The following is a 26,106-nucleotide window of genomic DNA, read 5'->3' on the forward strand; positions in this document are numbered from 1 at the left end:
ACTCCTGAATGGGGTAGCGCACTACTCGTGCTCCGAGCACCGCCACGGACCAGGATCGAAGGATGAGCACAGCCACGACCGATCTGAGCACGCCGCCGACCGCATCCGGATCCTGGTTGCTGGGGTCGACCAGGGAGTTCTTTCGCGATCCGCTGGACAAATCCCTGCGTGGTTTCGACGAAGGCGGCGACGTGGTTCGGTACGTGTTCGGACTGCCCGGTCTTCGCCGCGAATATTTCATCGTCAGCGACCCCGACGGCGCCGCGCAGCTGTTGAACGCGCCGACCAACCAGAACTACCGCAAAGACAGCGGTTTCTATCAGCCGATGCGGGACATGTTCGGCAATGGGATACTCACCAGCCAGGACGACACCTGGAAACGGCAGCGACGGTTCATTCAGCCGCTGTTCACCGCCCGCAGCGTCGACGGCTATGCCGCCGTGATGGCCGAGGAAGTCGATCGCGTCGTCGCACAGTGGCGGCAGCGGCCCGACGGGGTCGTCGACGTGAGCAAGGAGATGACGCGGCTGACCCTGGCCATCGTGGCGCGCGTGCTGTTCGGTGAGGACTCCACCCGGATGGTGCCGATCGTGCGGTCGACGTTTCCGGTGCTGTGTCGCGCGGTGAAATGGCGGGGCATGTCGCCGGCACCGACGCCGTTGACCTGGCCCACGCCTGCCAACCGGCGAATTGCCCGCGCCCAGAAGCACATTCGTGCTGTCTGCGAGGAGATCATCGCGCACCGTCGCGCGGCCGACGTCGCGGGATCGGACCTGATCGGGCGCCTGGTTTCCGCTCGCGACGGCGATGATGCGCTGTCGGACAACGAAATTCGCGACCAGGTCAAGATCTTCCTGTTCGCCGGGCACGACACCACCGCGACCGCACTCACTTTCGCGCTGCATCTGCTGGGCAGCGCGCCCGAGGCCCAGGCACGAGTGCGCGAGGAAGCCGATCGGGTCCTGACCGGTTCACCCCCGACAGCGGCCGACATCCACGAGCTGACCTACACCACGATGGTGCTCAAAGAAGCCACCCGCCTCTACCCCTCGGCACCGTTTCTGTCCCGGCGCGCAGTGCGCGACAGCGACATCTGCGGCTACCACATTCCCGCCGGCGCCGACGTCACGATCTCACCGTGGGTCGTGCACCACCGCGCCGACCTGTGGCCCGACCCCTACCGTTTCGACCCGGACCGATTCGACCCCGACCTGGACAAACAACGTCACAAGTTCGCCTGGTTCCCCTTCGGGCACGGTCCCCGCGGGTGTATCGGCCAGCACTTCGCCATGCTCGAAGCCGCCCTGACCCTGGCCACCTTGGTCCGCGACTTCGAGTTCACCACCCCGCCCGGCGAGGTCGCGGTGACCTCCGATGTCGTGCTGCACCCGGTCGGCGAGGTGCCCTGTCAGGTCAGGATGAGAACACGAGTCGAGTAGCCCGCACGCGCAGGGAGTTCCGTGCCACAGTCACGCCCGAGCCGTCGATGTACTGGCCGCGTCGTACCCCGGCGTGCGTGCTCGCCACCACGAAACCAGCACAACGATGCCGACAATCGCCAGCACAATCGTGAGGAGAAACCGTGGGGCCGCGGGTAATACGGTGATGGCGAGGTCGCCGAGGATGTGGGCGATCACGAGGGGCCATACCAGTTTCACTCGGGTGTAGACGTAGTAGAGCAGCGCCATCCAGACCAGGCATTCGGCGATCTCCGCGGAGCCTTGGTAGAGGTGGAACGGGGTGCGCAGGGCGGCCAACACGAGGATCTGGGCCCACCATGGTGTGCGGAGGCGGTGCATGATTGCCAGCGGTAATGCCAGCAGCATCGTTTCCTCGATCACGCCCATGCGCAGGCTCCATTCCACCTCCTGCCAGACGCTCACCGGGGTGTCGCCGGTGGCGGAGACGCCGTGCCAGCCGGGGAGTACGCCGGTGGTCACTTTCGCGATCCATTGCGCTGCGAACGCGGCCGCGATCGCGCCGGGCCAACCCCATCGCACCGGGCGCGGATCACGCCAGCCCAGTTCGGAGGGGCTCAGGCGCAGCCAGCGCCAGGCCAGTACCAGCGTCACGGCCGCTACCGGCCACATCAACCATTGCGACCACTGGTACAGGGTGGATATCGCAGCGTCGGGGTGCGGGATCCGACGGTTCACCAAGGCGATCACGGCCACCGCGATCGAGGCGCCGAAGGCGCACACGTAGCCGATCAGCTGCAAGGTCCAGGCGCGGACTGCCCAGCTTCTCGACGCGACCGCGGGCGCGGGGGGCGTGGTGGCGGACATGGCCGGCTCCGATCTCGTGTGCCCGGCGAACCGGCATAGTCACTGATTGTTTGCTGGAATCTTGACATGGATGTGCGTTCGGGGCGCGGTGGCACCTGCGGGCCCACGCGGTGACGTGCGGTCGTGCGACAATCGCCGGGTGCAACTGTCGGAGGCCGCGGAGTTCGCCGAACGTCAGGTTGCCGGTGTTCGAGACGACCCGGACGGGCGTTTGCTGTCGCTGCGCCAGCTCTACGACGATGCCGAAACCCGTTCGTGGCGACTGCCTTTCCGGCGTGCGGCGACCGCATTCATGCAGTGGCAGTTGAATCGGGGACTGCTGCGGCCGATGACCGATTCGCTGCCGGGAAGTCCGTGGTGGCGGGCGGTCAATGAGCAGCTGTTGCGCGACGGGTGGGAGGCGCGGGCGTTGGCTCGGGGCGTGGACGGGAAGCCGTCCACGGTCAGTGTCGAACTCTGCGCGCGGTTCATCGCCGAACCGACCTCGGCGAACTGGTATCGGGCCCACAATTCCAGCATCGTGGCCGGGTATCTCGCGAACCGGACGTTGGCGCAGCAGGAGAGTCGCACCGAGCGGTTCTTCATGAATCTGGTGCTGGTTCGGGTGTTGTACGCCCACGCGCTGGTGTCGGCGCCGCGTCTGGCGTTGGGTTGGCTGTCGCCGGTGGCACCGGTGCTGGGCGATCCGCGGCTGGGGATGACCGGGCTGTTCCTGTCGATGTCGCGGATTCTGCCCGACCGGTATCCGCTGCCCGACGACGTCGAGACCTATATCGGTGACGAGCACGGCTTCGGGCGTTTCCTCGATATCGGCATCATCGCGCCCCGCGTTCAGCAGCTGTACGCGTGGTCGGCCACCGATCTCGGCCAACCCGAACTCGGCTCGCTGCTGTCGGGCGATGTGCCCGTTTATGCCTGGCCCGCAGAGGATTTCGCGCCCTGGCACCCGTCGCCGTCCCGCGGGGCCAGAGTTGTTCGACAGTTCGTTCCGCCGGTGCGGGGCCTACATCGGGCACGATGGTGATCATGGACCTCCGCATCTTCACCGAACCCCAGCAGGGCGCCGATTACGACACCTTGTTGGCGGTCGCGCGCGCCACCGAAGAGCTCGGATTCGACGCGTTCTTCCGATCCGACCACTACCTCGCCATGGGCGACGCCTCCGGTCTGCCGGGGCCCACCGATGCCTGGATCACCCTGGCCGGGCTGGCCAGAGACACCTCTCGCATTCGGCTGGGCACGCTGGTCACCGCCGCGACGTTCCGGTTGCCGGGGCCGTTGGCCATTCAGGTCGCGCAGGTGGATCAGATGTCGGGTGGGCGGGCCGAGTTGGGGCTTGGCAGCGGGTGGTTCGCGGCCGAACATGCCGCCTATGGAATTCCGTTCCCGGACAACAGGTTCGGCATTCTCGAGGAACAACTGGCGGTGATCACCGGCCTGTGGGAGACCAAGCCCGGCGAGACGTTCAGCTTCGAAGGCACCCACTATCAGCTCACCGACTCCCCCGCCCTGCCCAAGCCCGTGCAGAATCCGGTGCCGGTGATCATCGGCGGCACCGGCAAGGTGCGCACCCCACGTCTGGCGGCTCGGTACGCCACCGAGTTCAACATGCCGTTCGCCTCGGTCGCTGACAGCGCGGCGCAGTTCGACCGGGTGCGGGCCGCGGTGCGGGCTGCCGGACGCACCGACGAACTGATCTACTCCAACGCGCTGGTTATCTGCGTCGGACGCACCGACGCCGAGGTCGCGCGCCGGGCCGCCGCGATCGGGCGCGATGTCGACGAACTGAAAGAGAACGGGCTGGCCGGCACACCCGACCAGGTCGTGGACAAGATCGGCCGCTATCGCGAGATCGGCTCGAGCCGGATCTACCTGCAGACCCTGGATCTCACCGATCTGGATCAGCTGGAACTCATTGCCGCACAGGTGCTATCGCAACTCTGAGGTCGGTGGCCGTACGGTCCGCGACCTAACGGACCGTCGGCGCCTCGCTCAACGTCTCGCGCAACACCGCCGCCTCCTGATCGAGGTGGTGCAACAGCGCCTGCAATGCGGGAGTGCGCGTGCGGTGGGCCGCCTCGGTAGTGCCCACCGTGCGCCCCACCGACGGCAACTCCACCGGCAACGCGGCCAAATGCTCGTCGCCGCGCAGCACCAATTCGGGCAGCAACGCCACCATGTCGGTCTGCAACAGCAACGCCCGCATGGTCAGAATCGACGTGCACTCCACCCGATCCGCAGGCAGCGACAACCCCCGCTCAGCGAACAGCACACCGACCTCCCGGCGCAGCGCGGTCTGCTCGACCGGCAGAATCCACGGGTACCCGAGCGTGTCGGTGAGGCTGATTTCGTCGGCTCCCGACAGCGGGTGCCCGGCGCGAACAGCGAGCCGAATGGGCTCCCGATACAGCTTCCGCTGACGCAACCCGTCCCCCTCGCCGGGGGCGGGCCCGACCCTGCCGACGATGACATCGAGTTCACCGGCCAGTAGCGCGGGATGCAGAACATCCAGGGTCCCTTCACGCACGATCACCGTGACCCGGGGCCGCTCCCGCTTGAGCCGCGCCACCGCACGTGGCAGCAGCACGTTCGCACCGGCCAACAGGGTGCCCACCGTCACCGTGCCGTCACGCCCCTGCCGCAGATCAGCGAGATGCTCTCCCGCCCTTCGCATTTCAGCGACCACCGCCCGGGCGTGCTCCGCCATCGCGTCGCCGTAGACGGTGGGTTGCATACCGCGCGGCACCCGCACGAACAGCGGCACATCAGCGATGTTCTCCAACTCGCGCAACGTCCGCGTCGCGGCAGGCTGGGTCAGGTGCAGAGTTTCCGCGGCCCGCACCACACTGCCGTGCTCGACGATCGCGACCAGCAGCGTCAGGTGCCGAAATTTCAACCGACCGTCCAGCAGGTCCATCGCAGCGCTCCTTCCAGGTAAGTCCGAGCAGGTCCAGCCACAACATACCCACTTCGATATAGCAATGACGTCGATTGGCATTGGCTCGGCATATGTTGTTGGGCGCATGCTACCCACACGCTTCGGGACATCAGAGGTCCCGACCCAGCAACGGAGGTCTACAAGGTGAACTCACCCGTGCGGCATTACGTGGGAGGCAGGTTCGACACGTCGGGCGTGCCGTTCCCGCTGATCGATCCGGTCTCCGGGGCCGCTACGGGCGAGGTTCCAGCGGCGCCGAAGGAGCTGGTCGACCAGGCGGTGCAGGCCGCAAAGGACGCGCTGCACGGCCCGTGGTCCACCTGGAGCCCGGCGCAACGGTCTGCCGTGCTGCACCGGATCGCCGACGGCATCGAACAGCGCTTCGAGGAGTTCGTCGCCGCCGAATGCGCCGACACCGGCAAGCCGCGTGAGCTCGCCTCCACCATCGACATCCCGCGCGCGATCGCCAACTTCCGCTCGTACGCCGACCTCACCGCGGGTCGCAGCGAGCAGTCCTGGCACACCCCCACCCCGGACGGTCGCGGCGCGCTGAACTACACCGTGCGCAAGCCCCTGGGCGTGGTCGCGGTGATCTCGCCGTGGAACCTGCCGCTGCTGCTGCTCACTTGGAAGGTGGCCCCGGCGCTGGCCATGGGAAACACGGTGGTGGCCAAGCCTTCTGAGCTCACACCGAGCACCGCCTGCCTGCTGGCCGAGGTCATCGCCGACACGGAACTGCCCGCGGGCGTGTTCAACCTGGTGCACGGTGGCGGCGCGGGCGAGGCCGGGCAGTGGCTCACCGAGCACCCGAGTGTCGACGCGATCGCGTTCACCGGGGAGTCGCGCACCGGCAGCACGATCATGCGGGCCGCGGCCGCGCACCTGACGCCGGTGTCGTTCGAACTGGGTGGCAAGAACGCCGGCCTCGTTTTCGCCGATGCGGACTTCGAGCAGGCCGTCCAAGGCACCCTGCGTTCGGCGTTCACCCACAGCGGGCAGGTGTGCCTGTGCACCGAACGCCTGTACGTGGAACGGTCGATCTTCGACGCGTTCGCGCAAGCGTTGGCCGAGGGCGCCAAGGCGCTAACTGGCTACGGCCCCATGGTTTCCGCCGCACACCGCGACAAGGTTCTGGGCTTCCTCGACAAGGCCGCAGCCGACGGCCAGGTGCTCGCCGGTGGCAAGGCGCCGAAGTTCGAAGACGAACGGGACGGCGGTTTCTGGGTCGAGCCCACCGTGCTCACCGGCCTGCCGGAAGACCACCCCGCGGTCCGCGACGAGATCTTCGGACCCGTCGTGCACCTGGCACCCTTCGACACCGAGGAGGAGGCCCTGAACCTGGTCAACGCCAGCCCGTACGGCCTCGCCGCCACCGTGTGGACCGGCGATCTGAGCCGCGCGCACCGCGTGGCCCCCGCCCTGGACGTCGGCATCGCCTGGGTCAACACCTGGAATCTGCGCGACCTGCGCACGCCGTTCGGCGGAGTGAAGGCGTCCGGGATCGGCCGTGAGGGCGGCGACCACTCCCTCGATTTCTTCTCCGAGCCGATGAATGTGTGTGTGAAGTTGTGAGTGCAGTGACCCGAGCCGCCGAGCGCATCGACCAGGCGCGCCGCAGCGGCATTCCGTGCGACCCCGTTCGCGACATCCTCCCGGCCGGAGACCTGGACGCCGCCTACGCCGTCCAGTCCATCCTGACCGATCGCCGCCTCGCCGAAGGCCGCCGCATCACCGGCTGGAAGATCGGACTCACCTCGAAGGCCGTGCAGGCCCAATTGGGTGTGGACACACCGGATTTCGGCCCGCTGCTCGATGACACGGCCGTGGCCGACGGCGCCGAGATCGGTTGGGGTTCGGTGCTGCAGCCCAAGGCCGAGGCCGAGGTCGCCCTGGTGCTCGAGCACGACCTCACCCACGAGCGGCACACCGTGGCCGACGTGATCCGCGCGACCGCCTTCGCACTGCCCGCCATCGAGGTGGTCGGCAGCCGCATCCGCGACTGGGACATCACCGTCGTGGACACCATCGCCGACAACGCCTCGAGCGGCCTCTACGTGCTGGGCAACCGGCCCGTGCTGCTGCGCGACATCGACCTGCGGACCGCGGGCATGGTCCTGGAACGGCGCGGCGAGCCCGTGTCCACCGGTGCGGGCGCGGCCTGCCTGGGCAATCCGCTGCACGCCGCGGTCTGGCTGGCCGACACGCTCGTGCGACTGGGCCGACCGCTGCGCGCCGGGGACACCGTCCTCACCGGCGCGCTCGGCCCCATGGTCAGCGTCGAGCCCGGCGATGTCCTCGAAGCACGCATCGACAATCTCGGCTCGGTGCGCGCGGCCTTCGGTCGCCCGGCAGAAGAAGGAGACGCCTGATGAACACCGCAGAACTGGCGCAGACTCTCGACGACGCGGCCCTGCACGCCCGCCCACTGCCCGGCGGCGGCAGCGGACTGTCCGACACCGACCAGGCCTACGCCGTCCAGGCCGCCTTGGTGGCGCGCAAGCTCGCTCGCGGCGAACAGATCACCGGCTTCAAGCTCGGTTTCACCAGCCTGGCGAAGATGCGGCAGATGGGCGTGTCCGACCTGATCCACGGCCGACTCACGGACCGGATGCACATCGCCGACGGCGGAAAGTTCGACGTCTCCGGGCTGATCCACCCGCGGGTCGAGCCCGAAGTGGCGTTCCTGCTCGGCGACACTCTGCGCGCCGGCGGCGATCCCGCGGCGGCCGTCGCGGCGGTGGCACCCGCGCTGGAAGTGATCGACTCCCGCTACGACGGGTTCCGGTTCTCCCTGCCCGAAGTGATCGCCGACAACACCTCCGCGGCAGGCTATGTCGTGGGCGCGTGGAGCGCGATGAGCGATCTCGGCAATCTCGGCGTCCTGCTCGAACTGGATGGACGCCTCGTCCAAACCGGTTCCACCGCAGCGATTCTCGGCCACCCACTGCGCGCCCTCGCCGCCGCCGCCCGCCTCGCCGGTGAGCTGGCACCCGGCACCGTGATCCTGGCCGGCGCCGCGACCGCCGCCGTGGCACTGCCGCCCGGCACCCACGTCCGAGCCACTGTCGCGGGCCTGGGCACGGTCGGTTTCACCACCGAGGAGGCCGCGTGATCGTCCCCGGCGCCGCCCCACCGCGCGGCCGCTTCCCGCACCTGCGTCGCGCAGGCGACCTGGTCTTCGTGTCGGGCACCAGTTCTCGCCGCCCCGACGGCAGTTTCGTCGGTGCCAGCGTGGACCCGATGGGCGTGACCGACCTGGACATCCGGGCCCAGACCCGCGCCGTGCTGGACAACATCGCGAGCCTGCTGGGCGCGGTCGGCGGCAGCCTCGACAATCTGGTGTCGGTCACCACGTACCTGGTGAGCATGAACGACTTCGGCGGCTACAACGACGTGTACGCCGAGTACTTCGACGAGACGGGCCCCAGCCGCACTACGGTCGCGGTCCATCAACTTCCCCACCCGCATCTGCTGATCGAGATCAGCGCCGTAGCCCACCTCCCGCAGACCAAGGAGTTGCGATGACCATGAACCCGTTCAATCTCCAGGCTTGGATCGAAGAACACCGCCACCTGCTGCAGCCGCCGGTCGGCAATGTGCAGATCTGGCAGGACGCCGATCTGATGGTGACGATCGTGGGCGGCCCCAACCGCCGCACCGACTTCCACGACGACCCGATCGAAGAGTTCTTCTACCAGCTCAAGGGCGACATGGTCCTGCGCGTGATGGAGGAGGAAGGGCAGCCGCCCCGCGACATCCACATCCGCGAAGGCGACGTGTTCCTGGCCCCTGCGCACCTGCGGCACTCCCCGCAGCGCCCGGAAGAAGGCAGCATCGGCTTGGTCGTGGAGTTCGCCCGCCCACAAGGCCACCGCGACGCCTTCGAGTGGTACTGCATGAACTGCCACCACCTGGTGCACCGCAGCGAACTGCAGCTCACCTCGATCGTGGACGACCTGCCGCCGGTGTTCACCGCGTTCTACGCCGACGAAGCCGCCCGCACCTGCGGACACTGCGGGACCGTGCACCCGGGCAAGGACTGGCCCGAACAGCTGCGTCCGCGCACCCGTCGCGACGAGGTGGACAGCGAATGACGCTGGTAGACATCCACGCTCACGTCTTCCCGGAGATCAGCCGCGCCGAGTCGCGGACGCTGACCGGCTCCGAGGACGGCCCCTGGCTGCGCACCGGCGACGGCGATGCCGGAATGATGATGGCCGGGTCCGCCGAATACCGGCCCGTGCGCCGCACCCTGTGGGACCCCGCCGAGCGTGTGGCCGATCTTGACCGGCTCGGCGTCGACATCCAGGTGCTGTCCAGCACCCCGCTGATGTTCGGCTACGACCTCGAGTCGCAGCGCGCCACCGACTGGTGCCACACGGTCAATTCCCGTCTACTGCAATACAGTTCGTACGCACCGAACCGGCTGGCCCCGCTGTGCCAGGTCCCGCTGCAAGACACCGAAGCGGCCTGCGCCGTGCTCACCGAGGCGATGGCCCAGGGCTTCCACGGTGTCCACATCGGCAACCACATCGGCGACCGCGACCTCGACCACGGCGCACTGCAGGAATTCCTCACACACTGCGCCCACGAGAACGCGGCCGTGCTGGTCCACCCCTGGGACATGCCCACGGGCCCCCGTTTCGAGCGGTACATGCTCGCGTGGCTGGCAGGCATGGCCGCGGAAACCCACCTCACGATCCTGTCGCTGATCCTGTCCGGCTCGTTCGAACGCCTCCCGGCCTCGCTGCGACTGCTGTTCGCCCACGGCGGCGGCAGCTTCCCGTACATGCTGGGCCGCGCCGACAATGCTTGGCACCGCCGCGACATCGTGCGCGCCGACAGCCCGCACCCGCCCTCGCACTACACCGACCGCTTCGCCGTGGACTCGGCCGTGTTCGACCAGAGTGCGCTGCGCTTGCTGGTGGACGTGATGAGCGCGGAACGCGTGATGCTGGGCTCGGATCACCCCTTCCCGCTCGGCGAGGAGAACATCGGCGCCCTGGTGCGCGAAAGCACCCTCACCCCTGACGAACAGGCAGCAGTGTTGGGCGGCAACGCCATTCGCTTCTTCGGCCTGACCCCGCTGCTGAAGGAGGCCGTCCGATGAAGGCAGCTGTGATCGGATCGGGCAATATCGGCACCGATCTCCTCATCAAGATCATTCGCGGATCGGGGACGATCTCCGCCGGCGCGATGATCGGCATCGACGCGGACTCCGAAGGTCTGGCGCGGGCCCGACGACTGGGCGTGCCCACCAGTTCCGACGGTGTGGCCGGGCTGCTGGCCATGGACGGATTCGACGACATCGACATCGTCTTCGACGCCACGTCCGCCGGCGCGCACCACCACAACGCGGCCGCGCTGGCACCGTTCGGCAAGACGATCGTTGACCTCACCCCGGCCGCGATCGGCCCGTATGTGGTGCCGTCGGTCAACCTCGACGAGCACCTGGACGCCCGCAACGTCAACATGGTCACCTGCGGTGGCCAGGCGACCATCCCGATCGTGGCCGCCGTGTCCGCGGTCGCACCGGTGCACTACGCGGAGATCGTCGCCTCGATCGCCTCGCGGTCGGCCGGACCCGGCACCCGCGCCAACATCGACGAATTCACCGAAACCACCTCTCGCGCACTGGAACAGGTCGGCGGCGCGACCCGCGGCAAGGCCATCATCGTGCTCAACCCCGCGGAACCGCCGTTGCTGATGCGCGACACCGTGCACTGCATCGTCGACGACTGCGACACCGACCAGGTCGCCGCCTCCGTGCACGCGATGGCCGCCACCGTGGCCGCGTACGTGCCCGGCTACCGGCTCAAGCAGCAGCCACAGTTCCGCGCACTGGCCGCCGACGACCCCCTGGTCCGCCTGGCAGGCGGTGGGCGCCTGCTGGTTTCGGTCTACCTCGAAGTCGAAGGCGCCGCCCACTATCTCCCGGCCTACGCCGGAAACCTCGACATCATGACCTCCGCCGCGCTGCGCACCGCCGAGCGTCTGGCTGAACGGAGCCCGGCCCGATGAACAAGGTCTACGTCCAAGACGTCACCCTGCGCGACGGAATGCACGCGGTATCGCACCGCTACACCCTCGACCAGGTCCGCACGATCGCGGCCGCACTGGAAGCCGCCGGCGTGGACGCCATCGAAGTCGCCCACGGCGACGGCCTTTCCGGGTCCTCGATCACGTACGGCCCTGGCGCACACACTGATTGGGAGTGGCTGGAGGTGGCGGCCGAAGTACTCACCAAGGCCCGCCTGACCACCCTGCTGCTACCCGGCATCGGCACCTCCGAGGACCTGCGCCGCGCACACGCGCTGGGTGTCACGTCGGTTCGCGTGGCCACGCACTGCACCGAGGCCGACATCTCCGCCCAGCACATCACCCTGGCCCGCGAGCTGGGCATGGACGTGTCGGGCTTCCTGATGATGTCGCACATGGCCCCGCCGGCGGAACTGGCCGCCCAGGCCCGCCTCATGGAGTCCTACGGCGCGCACTGCGTCTACGTCACCGACTCCGGCGGCCGACTGACCATGGACGGCGTGCGCGAACGGGTCCGCGCCTACCGCGAGGTCCTCGATCCGAACACCGAGATCGGCATCCACGCCCACCACAACCTCGGTCTGGGCGTGGCCAACAGCATCGCGGCAGTCGAGGAGGGCGCCTACCGCGTGGACGCCTCGCTGGCCGGACAGGGCGCGGGCGCCGGAAACGCCCCGCTGGAACCGACCATCGCGGTCCTGGACCTGATGGGCTTCGAACACGGCTGCGCACTGTTCCCGCTGATGGACGCCGCCGAAGACCTCGTCCGGCCGACACAGGACCGGCCCGTGCGGGTCGACCGGGAAACGCTGACGCTGGGCTACGCCGGGGTGTACTCGAGCTTCCTGCGGCACGCGGAAACAGCGGCCGCGCGCCACGGACTCGACACGCGCGACCTGCTCGTCGAGGCAGGACAGCGGCGACTGGTCGGCGGGCAGGAAGACTTGCTCACCGACATCGCCCTGGATCTCGTCCGAGCCGGCACCCCTACACACCACGACGGAGACACCTCATGTTGACCGAACGCGCCACCGCGCTGGACGCCGCCGACCCGCTCGCCCACGTCCGTGACCGCTTCCTGCTCCCCGACGGCGTCACCTACCTCGACGGCAACTCCCTGGGCGCCCTGCCCGCCGCCGTGCCCGCGGTGATCGAGGACGCGGTGCGTCGCCAGTGGGGCACCGACCTGATCCGCTCCTGGAACGGCAACGGCTGGTGGGAAGCCCCGCTGCGCACCGGCGACACCCTCGGGCGACTGATCGGCGCCGCCCCCGGCCAGGTCGTGGTCGGTGACTCCACCAGCGTTCAGCTGTTCAACACCCTGGTCGCCGCCGCGCGCCTGCGCCCCGACCGTCGACTGCTGCTCACCGATCCCGACCACTTCCCCACCGACCAGTACATCGCCGACTCGGTGGGCAGAATGCTCGACCTCGAAGTTCGCCGGGTGCCCGCCCGTGAGGCCGCCGCGGTGCTGGCTGCCGAGGGTGCGAACGTCGCGGTCGCGGCCTACGCACCGGTGGACTACCGCACCGGCGAGCTGTACGACATGGCCGCGCTCACCGAGGCCGCGCACGCCGCGGGCGCGGTGATGCACTGGGATCTGTGCCACGCCGCGGGCGCGCTGCCGGTCGAACTCGATGCCATCGCAGCGGATTTCGCGGTCGGCTGCGGGTACAAGTACCTGTCCGGTGGTCCGGGCGCGCCGGCATTCGCCTACGTCGCCCAGCGTCATCAGCAGGACTTCGACCAGCCCATCACCGGCTGGCACGGCCACGCGGAACCCTTCGCGATGTCGGGCACCTACACCCCCGGACCGGGCATCTCCCGCGCCCGAATCAGCACCCCGCCGCTGCTGTCGCTGCTGGCCCTGGAAGCCGCGCTCACCGCCTTCGACGGCGTGGAGATGAAAGACGTACGCGCCAAAGGTATTTCGCTGACCGGGTTCTTCCAGGAATGCGTCGACACGCTGCTGGACGGTCTCGGCTTCACCATGGCCACCCCGCGCGACCCCGCCCACCGCGGCAGCCAGGTCGCCCTGCGCCACGCCGAGGCGTACCCGCTGGTCGCCGCGCTCACCGCGCGCGGCGTGATCGGCGACATGCGCGCCCCCGACCTGCTGCGCTTCGGGTTCAACCCGCTGTACGTGTCGCACGCCGACGTGCTGCACGCCGTGCGGGAACTACACGACATCGTCACCTCCGGCGCTCACCGAACCCCCGAGTTCACCCAGCGCCCCACCGTCACCTGACCCTTCGAGTTCCCCGCCCCACCCCTGCAGAAGGACACCGCCGTCATGGCTGCACCACACAAAGCCCCCGCCTCCAACGATATTCGCCCACCGGAAGGTGAGGGGGCCACGCTGGTCCGCTCCCTCACCCACCGACAAACCACCATGATCGGCCTCGGTTCCGCACTGGGCACCGGCCTGTTCCTCGGCTCCGGATCGGCCATCTCGGCCGCCGGACCCGCGGTGATCGTGTCCTATGTACTCGGCGCCCTGCTGGTCGGCGTCATCGCCGTACTCCTGGGCGAGATGTGTGCCGCGCACCCGGTCCAGGGCTCGTTCGGCACCATCGCCCAAACCTATCTGGGCCCGTGGGCCGGCTTCCTGAGCCGGTGGCTGTACTGGTTCAGCGCCGTGGTGGTCATCGGCACCGAAGTTGTTGCCGCAGCGCTGTATATCCGATGGTGGTGGCCCGCTGTACCGATGTCGGCGGCCATTCTGGCGATCGCCGCGGTGGTGCTCGCGGTCAACATCATCAGTGTGAAATCGTTCGGCACCACCGAGTTCTGGCTGTCCACGATCAAGGTGGTGGCGCTGTGCGCGTTCATCCTGTGCGCGGCACTGCTTGTCTTCTTCGGTATGCCCGACACGCAGGCCACCGGGCTGGCGCATCTCACCGATGACGGCGGCTTCATGCCCCACGGTGCGAGTTCGATCTGGTTGGCCATGTCGGTGGTGATGTTCGCCTACGCCGGCTTCGAGGTCGTGGCCATCGCCTCGGCCGAAGCCGCGGACCCGCAGCGCACCATCCGCACCGCGATGCGTCAGCTCGCCTGGCGACTGAGCTTCTTCTACATCCTGTCGATCATCCTGGTGATGGCGCTGATCCCGTGGCGTCAACTGGCCGACAGCGACGGCAGCGTCGAAACCAGCCCGTTCGTGCAGGTCTTCTCCGTGGTCGGCGTGCCCGCCGCGGCGACACTGACCAACGCCGTGGTGCTCATCGCCGCCATCTCCGCCGCCAACGCCCACCTCTACGGCGCGTCCCGCCTGCTGCACTCGCTGGGTGCCGACAAGCTGGCCCCGGCCCCGACCGCCAAGCTCAGCCGCCGTGGCGTGCCCGCCATCGCCCTGGCCGCCTCGACCATGGGCATCGCCGCCGCGGCGCTGCTGGCCTTCTACGACGTGAGCGGGCTGTTCGGCATCATGATGTCGATCGCCATCTTCGCCCTCATGCTGGTGTGGCTGCTGATCCTGGCCTCGTACGTGGCCTTCCGTCGCCACCGCAACGCCAACCCGGAGGAGTTCACCGGGTTCAGCATTCCGGGCGGTAGCGTCCTCGCGGTGCTGGCCGCGGCCGGCGTGCTCGCCGTCGCCGCCACCGCGGTGAAGATCCCCGACATGCGCCAAGCGGCGATCACCGGCCTGGTCTTCGCCGCCGTGCTGGCCGTCTGCTACGGCCTGACCACGCTGCGCCGGTCACGGGTGAAAGAAGCTGCCGCAGAGTAAGTTCCGCTGATACCGCAGGGCGCCGCTGTTTCGCAGCGGCGCCCATCGGCGTGTCCGGACCGATCTCGTCGTGGCGAGGTCGCCGTTTCGCGAGGACACTGGGGATCCAGACGTCCGACTCGTCCCCAGGAGCACATGCGATGGCAACCGATGGACCTTTCGGCATCGACCCCGACGATGTCGAACGCGCACTGCGCGAAGCGGGAACCGAATTCCTCGACCTGCTCGGAAAAGCCGGCGGCTACCTCGACCGCGTCGACCAAGTCGACCTCGGTGTCCTGGTCGGCCAGTTCTTCGGGCCCCAGCAACCACCCACGCCGAAACCCGAACCCGAGACCGCAGGCGAAACCGGCAGCGGAGTGTGGGCGATCTACACCATCGACGACACCGGCCAGGCCAACGTCGACCAGGTATTCCCCACCGAACTCGAAGCATTACGAGCCCACCGCGACAACACCGACGACCGCCGACGAGTCCGATTTCTGCCCTACGGGGTTCCGGCCAGCGTGTTGGACGCGCCCTGAACTCACCTGTCCGACGAACCACCCGCCGAACCGCTGCCCAGGATGCACAGCGGGTTCGCCACCATGGCTGCCTGGGCCGAGCCCGACGATGAACCGGTGATGCCGGAACCGACCGGTGGGGTATTCGGCACCGGTGCCGCCGGGTTACCCGAGCCGCCTGTCAGCACCGACTCGCCGTCGAGGTTCGCGGGGGCCGAGATATCGAGCAGGTCCAGCACGGTCGGCGTGATGTCGGCGAGGGTGTAGCCGTTGTTCTGAGTGCCCGCCGCGAAGCCCGGGCCGCGCGCGACGACGAAACTGGCTGTCTCGTCGGCACTTTGACCGCCGTGGCCGCCGTCGGGCTTGTGGCCGTGGTCGGTGGTGACCAGGATCGTCCACTGCTCGTTGGTGTGCGAGGCCGCCCGTGCGTCGACCGCGGCGGTGATCTTTCCGATCAGTGCGTCCGCACGGCTGATGGCGTCGCGGTACGCCTGCGGCCAGACGCCGCGCAGCGTGTGCCCGACGATGTCCACCTGGTCCAGGTGCGTGAACAGCAGGTCGGTGCCGTCGGAGATGGCCGAGACAGCCTGTGCGGTGGCGCTGGCGTCGGCGGTGCTCTCACACACGCCCGAACCGGTCGGATCGATCTGCGTGACGGTCACCCGGTCCGCCGCCGGGCTGCCCGTGCGCGCGATCATCCCGATCGTGTCCCAGGTCCCGATCGACGCCGTCGACAACGCCGGACGCTGCCGCTCCGCCTGCGTGAACACCGTCGGATACGGTGCGAAAGCCCCTGCATTGCAGGTGGATTCATTGTCCTGGATCCCGTGCTTGGTATCCCACACACCGGTCAGCGCCGTCGCCCACGACACACACGACATCGTGGTATGCGGGGCGATGGAGGTGCGCGCCAGGGTGCCCTGCGCCGCCAGCCGGTCGAGGTTGGGCGCATCGGCCGCGGCCACCTCACTCCACAGCGTGCCATCGAGGCCGATGACCACGACTTTGTTCACCACCGGAGCGGCCGGGGCGGGCGCTGCGGCGGTGAGCGGGACAGCGGCCAGGGCGGCGGCCGCGAGGATGCGGTGTGTACGAGACATGCGCGGCACCGTAATCGCCTCGCGGCCCCGACACCCTACAAATTGGACAATTGACCGAGAACTTCTCGCCAACTGGGAATCCCGCTAGGCGACAATTCTCAGCGGGTTCTCCAGCAACTCCTTCACCTGTGCCAGGAACTGGGCCGCGACCGCGCCGTCGATGGCCCGGTGGTCCGCGGACAGGGTCACGCGCAGGATCTTGCGCACGACCACCTCGTCGCCGTCCAAGCGCAGCTCGTCGGCCGCCGCGCCCACGGCCAGGATCGCGGCTTCGGGCGCGTTGATGACCGCGGTGAACTGCTCGATGCCGAACATGCCGAGGTTGGAGATGGTGAAGGTGCCGCCCGACATCTCCGGCGCACGCAGCTTGCGGTCGCGGGCGCGGGTCGCTTTGTCACGGCTGTCGGTGGCGATCTCGGACACACTGAGCCGGTCCGCGTCACGAATCACCGGAACAAGCAGCCCGACCGGGGTCGCGACCGCGATGCCGATGTGAATTCCCTTGTGGCGCAACACCTTGTCACCCGCGAAACTGACGTTGATCGCGCGATTCTTCGCCAGCGCGACCGCCACCGCCTTGACCAGCAGATCGTTCACACTGACCTTGCCGTCGCCCGCCGCAGTCAGCGTCGCGTTGATCCGCTCGCGGAACGCGAACAGTTCGGTCACGTCGATCGCGATGGTCACGTAGAAGTGCGGCGCCTGCTGCTTGCTCTCGGTGAGGCGGGTCGCCGACACGCGCTGAATGTTGGTCAGCGCAACTTCCTCGAAGTCTCCTGACACGGGAACCTCTTGCGGCGCAACAGCACTCACGTCACCTGATGGCGCAACGACACTCACGTCACCTGATGGCACCGCGGGAGTCACGGCAGCGCTGGCACTGTGCGCGGCCTGCACATCTACCTTGGTAATCCGCCCGCCCGGACCGGTGCCCACCACGGCATCGATATCCACGTCCAACTCGCGCGCGATCTTGCGAGCCAGCGGCGAAGCCTTGACCACCTGCGTGCGCGGCACTCCTTCGTCGCGTCGGGTCTCGACGACCGCGGCGGTCGAGCCGAGGTCGGACACAGCCGGTGTCGACGGAACAGACTGTGCCGCAACGGGTGTGGTGCCGTCACCCACGACCGCGATCGGCTCACCGATCGGCACGCGAACCCCCGCTTCGGCGATGATCCGTTCGAGGACGCCGTCGTCGTAGGCTTCCAGTTCCATCAACGCTTTATCGGTCTCGATCTCGGCGACGATCTCGCCGCGGGCGATGGGATCACCCACCTTCTTGAGCCATACGGAAACGACGCCGTCTTCCATGGTGTCGGACAGCCGGGGCATGATGATGTCGGGCATAGCGTGTTCCTCAGTTTCTCAGCGCCGCCGGCCGACGGCCGCCAGGGTTTCCGTCACCGCGGTGTACAGCGATTCCGCGGACGGCAGGGCGAGCTTCTCCAGTGGCTTGGCATAGGGCAGCGGCACCTCGGCCATCGCCACCCGACGCACGGGGGCGTCGAGATAGTCGAAGGCGCCATCGGAGATCGAGGCCGCGATCTCCGCGCCGATGCCGTAGGTGAGCCAGTCGTCTTCGCCGATCACCGCGCACCCGGTCTTGCGGACCGACGCCACAATGGTGTCGCGGTCCAGCGGGCGCAAGCTGCGCAGGTCGATGACCTCGACCGAAATACCTTCGCCCGCAAGCCGTTCGGCGACCTCGGTGGCCACGGTGGCCATCCGGGAGTAGCCGATCACGGTGATATCGGTGCCCTCGCGGGTGACCGCGGCCTTGCCGATCTGGACGGGCGGCAGGTCGTCGGGCACCTCGCCCTTGGTGTTGTACAGCGACAGGTTCTCCAGGAACAGCACCGGATCGTTGTCGGCGATAGCGGCTTTGAGCAATGCCCTGGCATCGGCGGGCGTACTGGGCGCCACGACCTTCAGGCCGGGCACGAAGGCGTAGTACAGCTCGATGTTCTGCGAGTGCGTCGCACCCAGTTGCTGGCCGCCGCCGCCCGGAGTCCGGATGACGATGGGCACATTGGTCTGCCCGCCGAACATGCCGTAGATCTTCGCGGCGTGGTTGACGATCTGATCCAGCGCCAGCAGCGAGAAGTTGATCGTCATGAGCTCCACGACCGGGCGCAGACCCAGCATCGCGGCGCCGATCGCCGCACCGACGAAACCTTCTTCGGCGATGGGGGTGTCGCGCACCCGTTTCTCGCCGAACTCCGCGAGCAGACCGGCGGTGATCTTGTAGGAGCCTTCGAACACGCCGATCTCCTCACCGATCAGGAAGACGTCGTCGTCGCGGCGCATTTCCTCGGCAAGGGTGTCGCGCAGCGCTTCGCGATAGGTCATGACAGGCACAGTGGGGTCCTCAGTGGGTGAAGAGCGGATCGGCGGGCAGGCGACGGGAATCGCCGGGCACCGGGGTGGCGTAGGTGTAGTCGAACAGGCTCGACGGCTCCGGATGCGGACTGGCGTCGGCGAATTCGACCGCGGCGGCGACACCCGCGGCCACTTCGCCTTCGAGATCGGTCAGCGCCTGTTCGGTCAGCACCCCGGCCGCGAGCAACCGCCGCTGCCACAGCACGATCGGATCGTGCTCGCGGGCGGTGGCGACGGTGTCGGGGCTGCGGTACTTGCCCGGATCCACCACCGAGTGCCCCTTGAGCCGATAGCTCACCGCTTCCAGCAGCGCGGGTGCGCGATTGCGGCGAGCGTCTTCGATGAGTTCGCTTGCCATGTCGCGCACGGCCAGCACATTGGTGCCGTCGACCCGTTCGCCCCGCATGCGGTAGGCGGCCGCGCGCTTCCACAGATCCGGTTCGGCCGACGACTTCTCGACCGTGGTGCCCATGCCGGTCTGGTTGTTGATCACCAGGAACACCACCGGCAGCCGCCACAGCGCGGCGATATTGAGCGACTCGTGGAAGGCGCCGATGTTGGTGGTGCCCTCCCCCATCTGACACACCACGACGTCGTCGCCGTCGCGGTAATCGATGGCCAGCGCCGCACCGATGGCCAGCGGGACCTGACCACCCACGATGGCGTAGCCGCCCAGCAGTCGGGTCGCGGTGTCGTACATATGCATCGACCCGCCCCAGCCCTTCGAGGTGCCGGTGGAGCGACCGTAGAGTTCGGCCATCACGCGACCCGGTTCGATGCCCTTGGCCAGCGCGTATCCGTGTTCGCGGTAGTTGGTGAACAGGTAGTCGGTGGGGCGCATCGCGGCGCCCAGGCCCACGACGGTGGCCTCTTCACCGAGGTTCAGGTGGCAGTAGCCGCCGATCTTGGCCTGCTGGTAGCTCTGGGCGGTGCGCTCCTCGAACCGTCGAATGAACAGCATGTCGCGGTAGAGGCCACGCAGGGTCTCTGGATCTTCCACTGCGACAGCGGAATCGATGTCGGTGGCCGCGGGTGCGGAGGTTTTCGTGCGCCTGCGAGTGGGTGTGCTCCGCGCGGTGGTCGTTGTCATGGTCGTGCTCCTCAACGCTTGCGTGGCGCGACGTGGACCGGCAGGCCGAGTCCGGCCATGGCCGCCTCCATGCCGATCTCGCCGAAGGTGGGGTGGGCGTGAATGGTGTCGGCCAACTCGTCGAGCGTGGCTTCCAGCGACATCGCCAGTGCGCCCTCGGTGATCAGGTCGCTGGCCGACGGGCCGATGATGTGCACACCGAGCACTTCCCGATGCTGCTGCCCCGCAATGATTTTGACGAACCCCTCGGTCTCCCCGAAGGTCTTCGCCCGGCCCAACGCCGCGAACGGGAACTTGGCGGCGACGATCTCATGACCGGCGGCACGGGCGGCCTCTTCGGTGAGACCGACGCTGGCGATCTCCGGGTGGGTGAACGTCGCGGCCGGGATCACCGCGTAGTCGATGTGGGCGTCGTGCCCGGCGATGACGTCGGCGGCGGTGATGCCCTGATGTGATGCCACGTGGGCCAGCAGCGCGCGCCCGGTGACATCCCCGATGGCGTACACGTGCTCGACCCCGGTCCGTAGTCGGTCGTCGACCTCGATGAATCCGCGTGTGTCCGTGGCGATTCCGGCGACCTCGAGCCCGAGTTCGGACGTATTCGGACGTCGCCCGACGCCGACCAGGACCACGTCGGCGTCCAGCTCCTGCGCCGCCGGGCCGCCGACCGACACCCGCAGGGCGTCACCCTCGGTGATGGCGGTGACCGTGGCGCCGGTCAGGACGGTGATCCCGCGCTTGCGGAACGAGCGACCTAACGCGTCACCGATCTCCTTGTCCTCCAACGGAACCAGACGATCACGCATTTCCACGACCGTGACCTGACTGCCGAAGGTGGCGAACAGGCTGGCCCATTCCGCACCGACAGCGCTGCCGCCGATGATCACCAACCGTCGCGGCACCTCGGTGAGGCCGAACGCGCCATCGGAGGTGACCACACCGGGCAACCCGGCACCGGGGATCGGCAGCTGCGCGGGCACCGAACCGGTCGCCACGATCACATCGCGCGCGCTCACCCGGCGAATCGGCGCGCCAGGGGCGGCGGCATAGCGGGGGCCGCCGTCGAAGATCGGCGAGCCACCGACCTCGTGAACCTCCACGGTGGTCGGCGCGACGAACCGGGCGTGGCCGTCGATCACGGTGACCCCGTTGGCCTTCAGCAGGCCCGCGACACCGTTGGTCAGCTCCGTGACGATGGCGTCTTTGCGGTTCCGCACCGCGGCGAAGTCGTAGCGCACATTATCGGCGTGAACACCGAATTCCGCTGCGGTGGACAGTGTCTGGAAAACCTCCGCCGACCGCAACATCGCCTTGGTCGGGATGCAGCCCCAGTTCAGGCACACGCCGCCAGGGCGCTCCTTCTCCACAACGCAGACCTTCAGGCCGCGTTGCGCGGCGCGAATGGCGGCCACATATCCGCCCGGTCCGCCACCGATCACCAAAAGATCGAAATCCGGCACTCGTGGTGCTCCTCAGCTCGAACGATCAACCCGTCCACGGTTCGGCTCGGGTCGTCCGATGAGTCTCACGGTCCACTGATGCACAAACAATCGACCGACAGCCCAGAGTTCAGGGCCTGCGGTTGGGCGCGTTGCCCAATCAGGCCCGGTTCGTGGGCCCCGTCACCGTCGGCGATCGAGGCGACCTACATTATCCAGAACGCCTCGCTCGAGGCCCTGGTGCGAACCCGGGCCCGGCGGAGCACCGAAGCAGAGGAGTGTCCGTGCCAACCGACGACAGCGGCGATATTCGCGCGCTGGCCGAAGCGTGCCGCGCCGACCTTCCCGCGCTGACCGACAAGTTGATCACCGCCGTGTTCACCGACAACCCCGAGTGGAACGACTACACCTCGGTTCCGCGCGCGGAGTTACGCGACGCGTGCGGGCGCTACCTCGCGCGCATCCTCGACCGCCTCAGCACAGCGGCACCCGTCCCCGAGCCCGACGCCGTCGCGGCCGCGATCGGCGAACACCGTGCCGCACAGGGCGTTCCGCTCGAAGCGATGCTGCGAACCTTCCGGCTGGGCGGGCGCATCGTGTGGGAGGCGCTGCTCGACTGCGCCGAGACCGTCGCGGTCACCCCGCGCGAGATCCGCGCCGCGGGCACCGCCATGTGGACCGTCATCGACGGCCTGTCCTCGGCACTGTCCACGGCCTACCGCAACACCGAACTCGACATGGTCCGGCGCGACGAACGCCGCAAGCACGCCCTCATCGAGGACCTGCTCGCAGGCCGGGCCCACGACGCGACGTTCGCCGCGCGCACGGGCCGCGAACTCAACATTCCACTACACACCGCCTACCTGGTGATCGTGGCCGCCCCGCTACCGGATGGTCGCGCCGCCCTGTCGGACCCCGAAACGGCATTGCGGGCCGTGGGCATCCGCTCGATCTGGCACAGCCGTGCCGACACCGTGATCGGCCTGGTCTCCTTGGCCGACCGCGACGCCGACACGGTCCTACACCACCTGCGACCCCTGACCCGCGGACGTGCCGCGGCCTCCCCCGCCGTGCCCGGCCTCGCCGACGTCGACTCCGCGCACACACTCGCCCGCGTCGCCCTCGACACCGTGCCCGCGGGCACCGTCGGCCTGGTCTCGCTCAACGACCGCTACCCCGAAGCGCTGCTACTGCGGTCACCCGACCTGGCCGACCTGCTGGTCGCGCGGGTGTTGGGCCCAGTCCTGGCCCTGCCCGCCCGAGACCGAGACGCGCTGATCGCGACCCTGTCGGAATGGCTGGCGCACAACTGCTCGGCAGCCAACGCGGCGGTGCGGTTGCACTGCCATCGCAACACCGTGCTCAACCGCCTACAGCGGATCTCGACCCTGCTCGACCGTCCATTGGAAGGCCAGCGCACCTATCTGGAGCTGTCCCTCGCCCTGACAGCGCTCGAGTCCGCTCGCGGCGCGGCCTGATCACCTCAGGAAGCGGGCGCGCACCGCATTCAGCCTGGTGAGGGTGGTAACCAGGTATACGCTGTGAACCGGGCTAGACGCGCCATCAGGTGCATATTCTCGGGAGAGGACAGCGGCATGACGGAGGGCACCATCGACCTGGACGGCGCGGTCCAGCGGCTGTCTACCTTGCTACAGATTCCTACCGTCACCACGCAGGACGCCAACGACACCGACTGGGCGCAATTCACACTCTTCCGCGAGACGCTCGAGACCCTCTACCCCGTGATGACCGCGAAATTGCGTCGGCAGATCTTCGCCGACCACACCCTGGTCTACCACTGGGATACCGGGTCGAGCGCGGACCCGATCGTGCTCATGGCCCACCAGGACGTCGTCGCCCCCGGCGACCCGGCCAACTGGACCTACCCGGCGTTCTCGGGCGCCGTCGCCGACGGGGTGATCTGGGGCCGCGGGGCCATCGACGACAAAGGCCCGCTCGTATGCATTTGTGAAGCCGTGGAAAACCTTCTCGCCCAAGGGTTTACACCCGACCGCGACGTCTACCTGTTGTTCGGCCACGACGAGGAAGTCGCGGGCATCGGCGTCCCCACCGTGGTGGAGTACTTCCGTGAGCACAACATCGTGCCCGGCCTGGTCATCGACGAGGGCGGCGGCGTAGCCGGGGACCTGTTCCCGATCCCCGAGAAGGTCGCCGTGATCGGCACCGCCGAAAAAGGGTTGCTCGACCTGCAACTCACCGCGGTCGACCCCGGCGGCCACGCCTCCATGCCCGGCAAGAACCCGGCCACCACCCGCATCGCGCGCGCCCTGGTGAAAATGGGCGACTACAACTTTCCGGCCCAGATCACCCCGCCGATCATGGAAATGCTCACCATCATCGGCGAACACTCCACCGGCCCGCTCGCCGCGGTTCTCTCGCGCGCCGACAAGTTCCAGCGCCTGATCGCCACCCTGATGCCCCGATCCGGGCCGCTGATGAACGCGATGATCCGCACCACCGCGGTGCCCACGATGCTCGAAGGCAGTCAGGGCACCAACATCATGGCCGAATCCGCGTCGGCGGTGCTCAACATCCGGATCCTCACCGGCGAAACCGTCGCCGGCACCGTCGAGCGCATCCGCAAGGTCATCGACGACCCGCACGTCGAGCTCACGATCATCAACGCCTCCGAACCCACCCCGGCCGCGCGCACCGACGGTCCCGCGTTCGACCGCGTCAAAGACGCTGTCGCCGAAACCTTTCCCGGCGCGGTGATCTCCCCGTTCCTCGTCGTCGGCGCCAGCGACGCACGCCACCTCGCCCAGATCAGCGATTACGTCTACCGCTTCTACCCGTTCGAGCTCGACGAGCAGGCTCGCGGTTTGCTGCATTCGGTCAACGAACGACTATCGGTGGCATCCCTCGAACACGGGATCCGTTTCTACGAGGCAGTTCTGCGTCGCAGCCACTGAGCCGTCGCGTTCAGCCTTCGCCGCGCAGAATTCCGCGAAGCCGTTCGGTATCGGCCGGAGTCCAGCCCTGCGGTTGCAGGATCGCCGCCCAGGAATCGGCGATAGCCGCGTGGAAGGTGTGCCCGTGACCGTCGGGGACGTCGACCGACACGGCCATGTCCGCCGAGACCTGCAGGAATGTCACCACGGGGATCCAGCGGGTGCTGGGCAGGACGTCGCTGCCGCGTTGTTCGGACAGCCAGTCCGGCTTCTGGAACAGCAACTTCGGTGACCACCACGTGATGGGGTCGGAGGCATGTTGCAGGTACACCACCCGAGGCGACGGCCACGGGGCTGCCGGGCGTGCCAGATCGGCGGCGTCGGCGACGAATCGAACGGTGTCTCCATCGCGGTAGATCGGCAGCGTTTCCGGCGAACCCGGGTCGCGTCGCGCGGTGGTGTCGCCCCAGATGGAGTTGAGACCGGTAGGACCGACGAACAGGGCACCGTCGGTGCGCGCGGCGATGTCCTGCACACTGGCGAACGCGGCCTCACCGCCGAATGATCCGAGGCTCTCGCCGAACACGACCAGTTTCGGCCGGTGCTCGGCGGGCATGGTGTCCCACACCGCGTGCACGGCTTCGAACAGGGCTTGACCGGCCTGGCGTGCGCGTTCCTGATCGACGAGGAACGACAGCGCACTGGGCAGGAACGAGTACTGCATACTCACCAGCGCACTGTCGCCGTTGGCCAGGTATTCCAACGCGGACGCGGTCGACTCGTTGATCCACCCGGTGCCGGTGGTGGTGGCCACACCGAGCACCGCCCGGTCGAATCCCCCGGCGCGCCGCAACTCCGCGACCGCGAGATCGGCTTCGGCGCGCACGTTCTCCGCGGAATCCAGACCCGTGTAGACACGAATCGGTTCGGGCGCGGGTCTGCCGCTGAACGCGGTCAATTCGACGGGCGTGGGACCGTTGGTGACGAAAATGCGGCCCTGTCTGCCCAGGGAGTCCCAGCTCACCAACGAGCCCGGCCCGCCGGAGCGCTGCGGCAGCGTCGGTGCCGAAGTGTCGTCCGGCGACTGCTCGTTGGCGGCCTTGAACGACCGATTCAGCACCGACATCCCGGCCTCGGCCACCACACCGTTGACCGCGGCGACCAGCAGCAGTGCCACCACCACCGCGCCCACCACTACGGAAACGCGTGCGGGCAGTACCCGTTCCACGTGCCGCCCGACCCACCGAACCGCCGCCGCACACACACGCACGACCGCGAGCAGTATCGCGAACACGACCACGGCGACCACCACGATGATCGGATAGGCGTGCCACGGCAGATCGTCCACGCCCATCAGCGCACGCAGCTCGCTCTGCCAGTCGGCATACCAGAACAGCACGCCGATCGTGCCGACGACCGCCACGAGCGCCAAACCCCAGCGCAACGACTTCGGCGCCGACCCGATCCGACGTTCCAGCATCCAGCCCAGCGCGGCGGTGACCGCCAGCCCGAGCCCGTAACCGAGCACGGCCGCCGCACCGGTGACCACGCCTTGGAACAGCGGCCCGCGCGGCAACAACGACGGCGTCAACGACAGCCAGGTCAACACCAGCACCCCGACTACACCACCGAAAGACAATCCCCGACGCGGAGACTCGGAAACACGACTGCTTGCGACGTCATTCATG

Annotated in this window: 24 protein-coding genes; 16 read left to right on the forward strand and 8 right to left on the reverse strand. The window is 68.2% G+C overall.

What is annotated here, in order from left to right; genetic code table 11:
- The first annotated feature begins 62 nt into the window (after positions 1–62).
- A complete protein-coding gene (locus ACFWVD_RS14765) occupies positions 63–1,439 on the forward strand; it encodes a cytochrome P450 (protein ID WP_379242858.1) in 1,377 nt (458 codons plus the stop codon).
- A gap of 30 nt (positions 1,440–1,469) precedes the next feature.
- On the opposite strand, the gene ACFWVD_RS14770 is transcribed toward ACFWVD_RS14765, so the two are convergent.
- A complete protein-coding gene (locus tag ACFWVD_RS14770; protein WP_379242860.1) occupies positions 1,470–2,285 on the reverse strand; it encodes a type II CAAX prenyl endopeptidase Rce1 family protein in 816 nt (271 codons plus the stop codon).
- Between the two features lie 139 nt (positions 2,286–2,424).
- On the opposite strand from ACFWVD_RS14770, the gene ACFWVD_RS14775 reads away from it, so the two are divergent.
- Positions 2,425–3,309 (forward strand): hypothetical protein, encoded by an 885-nt coding sequence (locus ACFWVD_RS14775; RefSeq protein WP_379242862.1) that lies wholly within the window; start codon positions 2,425–2,427, stop codon positions 3,307–3,309.
- Between the two features lie 2 nt (positions 3,310–3,311).
- Positions 3,312–4,229 carry an LLM class F420-dependent oxidoreductase gene (locus ACFWVD_RS14780; protein WP_379242864.1) on the forward strand — a complete coding sequence of 306 codons (918 nt, stop codon included), beginning with the start codon at positions 3,312–3,314 and terminating at the stop codon, positions 4,227–4,229.
- A 25-nt stretch (positions 4,230–4,254) separates the two neighbouring features.
- Here the strand turns inward: ACFWVD_RS14780 and ACFWVD_RS14785 are convergent, their stop codons facing one another.
- Complete coding sequence (locus ACFWVD_RS14785; protein ID WP_379242866.1) at positions 4,255–5,202, reverse strand: LysR substrate-binding domain-containing protein; 948 nt, start codon at positions 5,200–5,202, stop codon at positions 4,255–4,257.
- A 165-nt stretch (positions 5,203–5,367) separates the two neighbouring features.
- On the opposite strand from ACFWVD_RS14785, the gene ACFWVD_RS14790 reads away from it, so the two are divergent.
- The 11 genes from ACFWVD_RS14790 (at position 5,368) to ACFWVD_RS14840 (ending at position 15,519) form a co-directional block, all read left to right on the forward strand.
- Positions 5,368–6,795, forward strand: coding sequence for a 2-hydroxymuconic semialdehyde dehydrogenase (locus ACFWVD_RS14790; protein ID WP_379242868.1), 1,428 nt, complete (start codon positions 5,368–5,370; stop codon positions 6,793–6,795).
- Positions 6,792–7,592: a 2-keto-4-pentenoate hydratase gene (locus ACFWVD_RS14795; protein ID WP_379242870.1), complete on the forward strand. Its 801-nt coding sequence runs from the start codon at positions 6,792–6,794 to the stop codon at positions 7,590–7,592. The genes ACFWVD_RS14790 and ACFWVD_RS14795 overlap by 4 nt, the downstream gene beginning before the upstream one ends.
- Positions 7,592–8,335 carry a 2-keto-4-pentenoate hydratase gene (locus tag ACFWVD_RS14800; protein WP_379242872.1) on the forward strand — a complete coding sequence of 248 codons (744 nt, stop codon included), beginning with the start codon at positions 7,592–7,594 and terminating at the stop codon, positions 8,333–8,335. The genes ACFWVD_RS14795 and ACFWVD_RS14800 overlap by 1 nt, the downstream gene beginning before the upstream one ends.
- Entirely contained in the window at positions 8,332–8,748 is a 417-nt protein-coding gene (locus tag ACFWVD_RS14805; RefSeq protein ID WP_379242874.1) for a RidA family protein, read from the forward strand. The genes ACFWVD_RS14800 and ACFWVD_RS14805 overlap by 4 nt, the downstream gene beginning before the upstream one ends.
- Complete coding sequence (locus ACFWVD_RS14810; RefSeq protein ID WP_379242876.1) at positions 8,745–9,317, forward strand: 3-hydroxyanthranilate 3,4-dioxygenase; 573 nt, start codon at positions 8,745–8,747, stop codon at positions 9,315–9,317. The genes ACFWVD_RS14805 and ACFWVD_RS14810 overlap by 4 nt, the downstream gene beginning before the upstream one ends.
- Positions 9,314–10,333, forward strand: coding sequence for an amidohydrolase family protein (locus tag ACFWVD_RS14815; protein WP_379242878.1), 1,020 nt, complete (start codon positions 9,314–9,316; stop codon positions 10,331–10,333). The genes ACFWVD_RS14810 and ACFWVD_RS14815 overlap by 4 nt, the downstream gene beginning before the upstream one ends.
- Positions 10,330–11,244, forward strand: coding sequence for an acetaldehyde dehydrogenase (acetylating) (locus tag ACFWVD_RS14820; RefSeq protein WP_379242880.1), 915 nt, complete (start codon positions 10,330–10,332; stop codon positions 11,242–11,244). The genes ACFWVD_RS14815 and ACFWVD_RS14820 overlap by 4 nt, the downstream gene beginning before the upstream one ends.
- On the forward strand, positions 11,241–12,281 hold the full coding sequence (gene dmpG / locus ACFWVD_RS14825; RefSeq protein WP_379242882.1) for a 4-hydroxy-2-oxovalerate aldolase: 1,041 nt from the start codon (positions 11,241–11,243) through the stop codon (positions 12,279–12,281). The genes ACFWVD_RS14820 and dmpG overlap by 4 nt, the downstream gene beginning before the upstream one ends.
- Positions 12,275–13,510, forward strand: coding sequence for a kynureninase (gene kynU, locus ACFWVD_RS14830; RefSeq protein ID WP_379242884.1), 1,236 nt, complete (start codon positions 12,275–12,277; stop codon positions 13,508–13,510). The genes dmpG and kynU overlap by 7 nt, the downstream gene beginning before the upstream one ends.
- Before the next feature lie 45 nt (positions 13,511–13,555).
- Entirely contained in the window at positions 13,556–14,995 is a 1,440-nt protein-coding gene (locus ACFWVD_RS14835; RefSeq protein WP_379242886.1) for an amino acid permease, read from the forward strand.
- Between the two features lie 140 nt (positions 14,996–15,135).
- Positions 15,136–15,519 (forward strand): hypothetical protein, encoded by a 384-nt coding sequence (locus ACFWVD_RS14840; RefSeq protein ID WP_379242888.1) that lies wholly within the window; start codon positions 15,136–15,138, stop codon positions 15,517–15,519.
- A 2-nt stretch (positions 15,520–15,521) separates the two neighbouring features.
- Here the strand turns inward: ACFWVD_RS14840 and ACFWVD_RS14845 are convergent, their stop codons facing one another.
- From ACFWVD_RS14845 to lpdA, 5 genes are all read right to left on the reverse strand, one after another.
- Positions 15,522–16,598 (reverse strand): alkaline phosphatase family protein, encoded by a 1,077-nt coding sequence (locus tag ACFWVD_RS14845; RefSeq protein WP_379242890.1) that lies wholly within the window; start codon positions 16,596–16,598, stop codon positions 15,522–15,524.
- A gap of 84 nt (positions 16,599–16,682) precedes the next feature.
- Positions 16,683–17,945, reverse strand: coding sequence for a dihydrolipoamide acetyltransferase family protein (locus ACFWVD_RS14850; protein ID WP_379242892.1), 1,263 nt, complete (start codon positions 17,943–17,945; stop codon positions 16,683–16,685).
- A gap of 18 nt (positions 17,946–17,963) precedes the next feature.
- Positions 17,964–18,947, reverse strand: a complete 984-nt coding sequence (locus ACFWVD_RS14855; protein ID WP_379242894.1) for an alpha-ketoacid dehydrogenase subunit beta — start codon at positions 18,945–18,947, stop codon at positions 17,964–17,966.
- A gap of 19 nt (positions 18,948–18,966) precedes the next feature.
- Positions 18,967–20,067 (reverse strand): pyruvate dehydrogenase (acetyl-transferring) E1 component subunit alpha, encoded by a 1,101-nt coding sequence (pdhA, locus tag ACFWVD_RS14860; RefSeq protein WP_379242896.1) that lies wholly within the window; start codon positions 20,065–20,067, stop codon positions 18,967–18,969.
- A gap of 11 nt (positions 20,068–20,078) precedes the next feature.
- Positions 20,079–21,527, reverse strand: coding sequence for a dihydrolipoyl dehydrogenase (gene lpdA / locus ACFWVD_RS14865; RefSeq protein ID WP_379242898.1), 1,449 nt, complete (start codon positions 21,525–21,527; stop codon positions 20,079–20,081).
- Between the two features lie 263 nt (positions 21,528–21,790).
- Between lpdA and ACFWVD_RS14870 the strand changes: the two genes are divergently transcribed.
- Both ACFWVD_RS14870 and ACFWVD_RS14875 read left to right on the forward strand, forming a co-directional pair.
- Positions 21,791–22,984, forward strand: a complete 1,194-nt coding sequence (locus ACFWVD_RS14870; RefSeq protein WP_379242900.1) for a PucR family transcriptional regulator — start codon at positions 21,791–21,793, stop codon at positions 22,982–22,984.
- Positions 22,985–23,101: 117 nt separating this feature from the next.
- Positions 23,102–24,439 carry a M20/M25/M40 family metallo-hydrolase gene (locus ACFWVD_RS14875; protein ID WP_379242901.1) on the forward strand — a complete coding sequence of 446 codons (1,338 nt, stop codon included), beginning with the start codon at positions 23,102–23,104 and terminating at the stop codon, positions 24,437–24,439.
- Positions 24,440–24,449: 10 nt separating this feature from the next.
- On the opposite strand, the gene ACFWVD_RS14880 is transcribed toward ACFWVD_RS14875, so the two are convergent.
- Complete coding sequence (locus ACFWVD_RS14880; protein WP_379242903.1) at positions 24,450–26,105, reverse strand: alpha/beta hydrolase; 1,656 nt, start codon at positions 26,103–26,105, stop codon at positions 24,450–24,452.
- Position 26,106 lies beyond the last annotated feature (1 nt).

Origin of the sequence: Nocardia sp. NPDC058666, assembly GCF_042714895.1 — a bacterium.
GTDB lineage: Bacteria > Actinomycetota > Actinomycetes > Mycobacteriales > Mycobacteriaceae > Nocardia.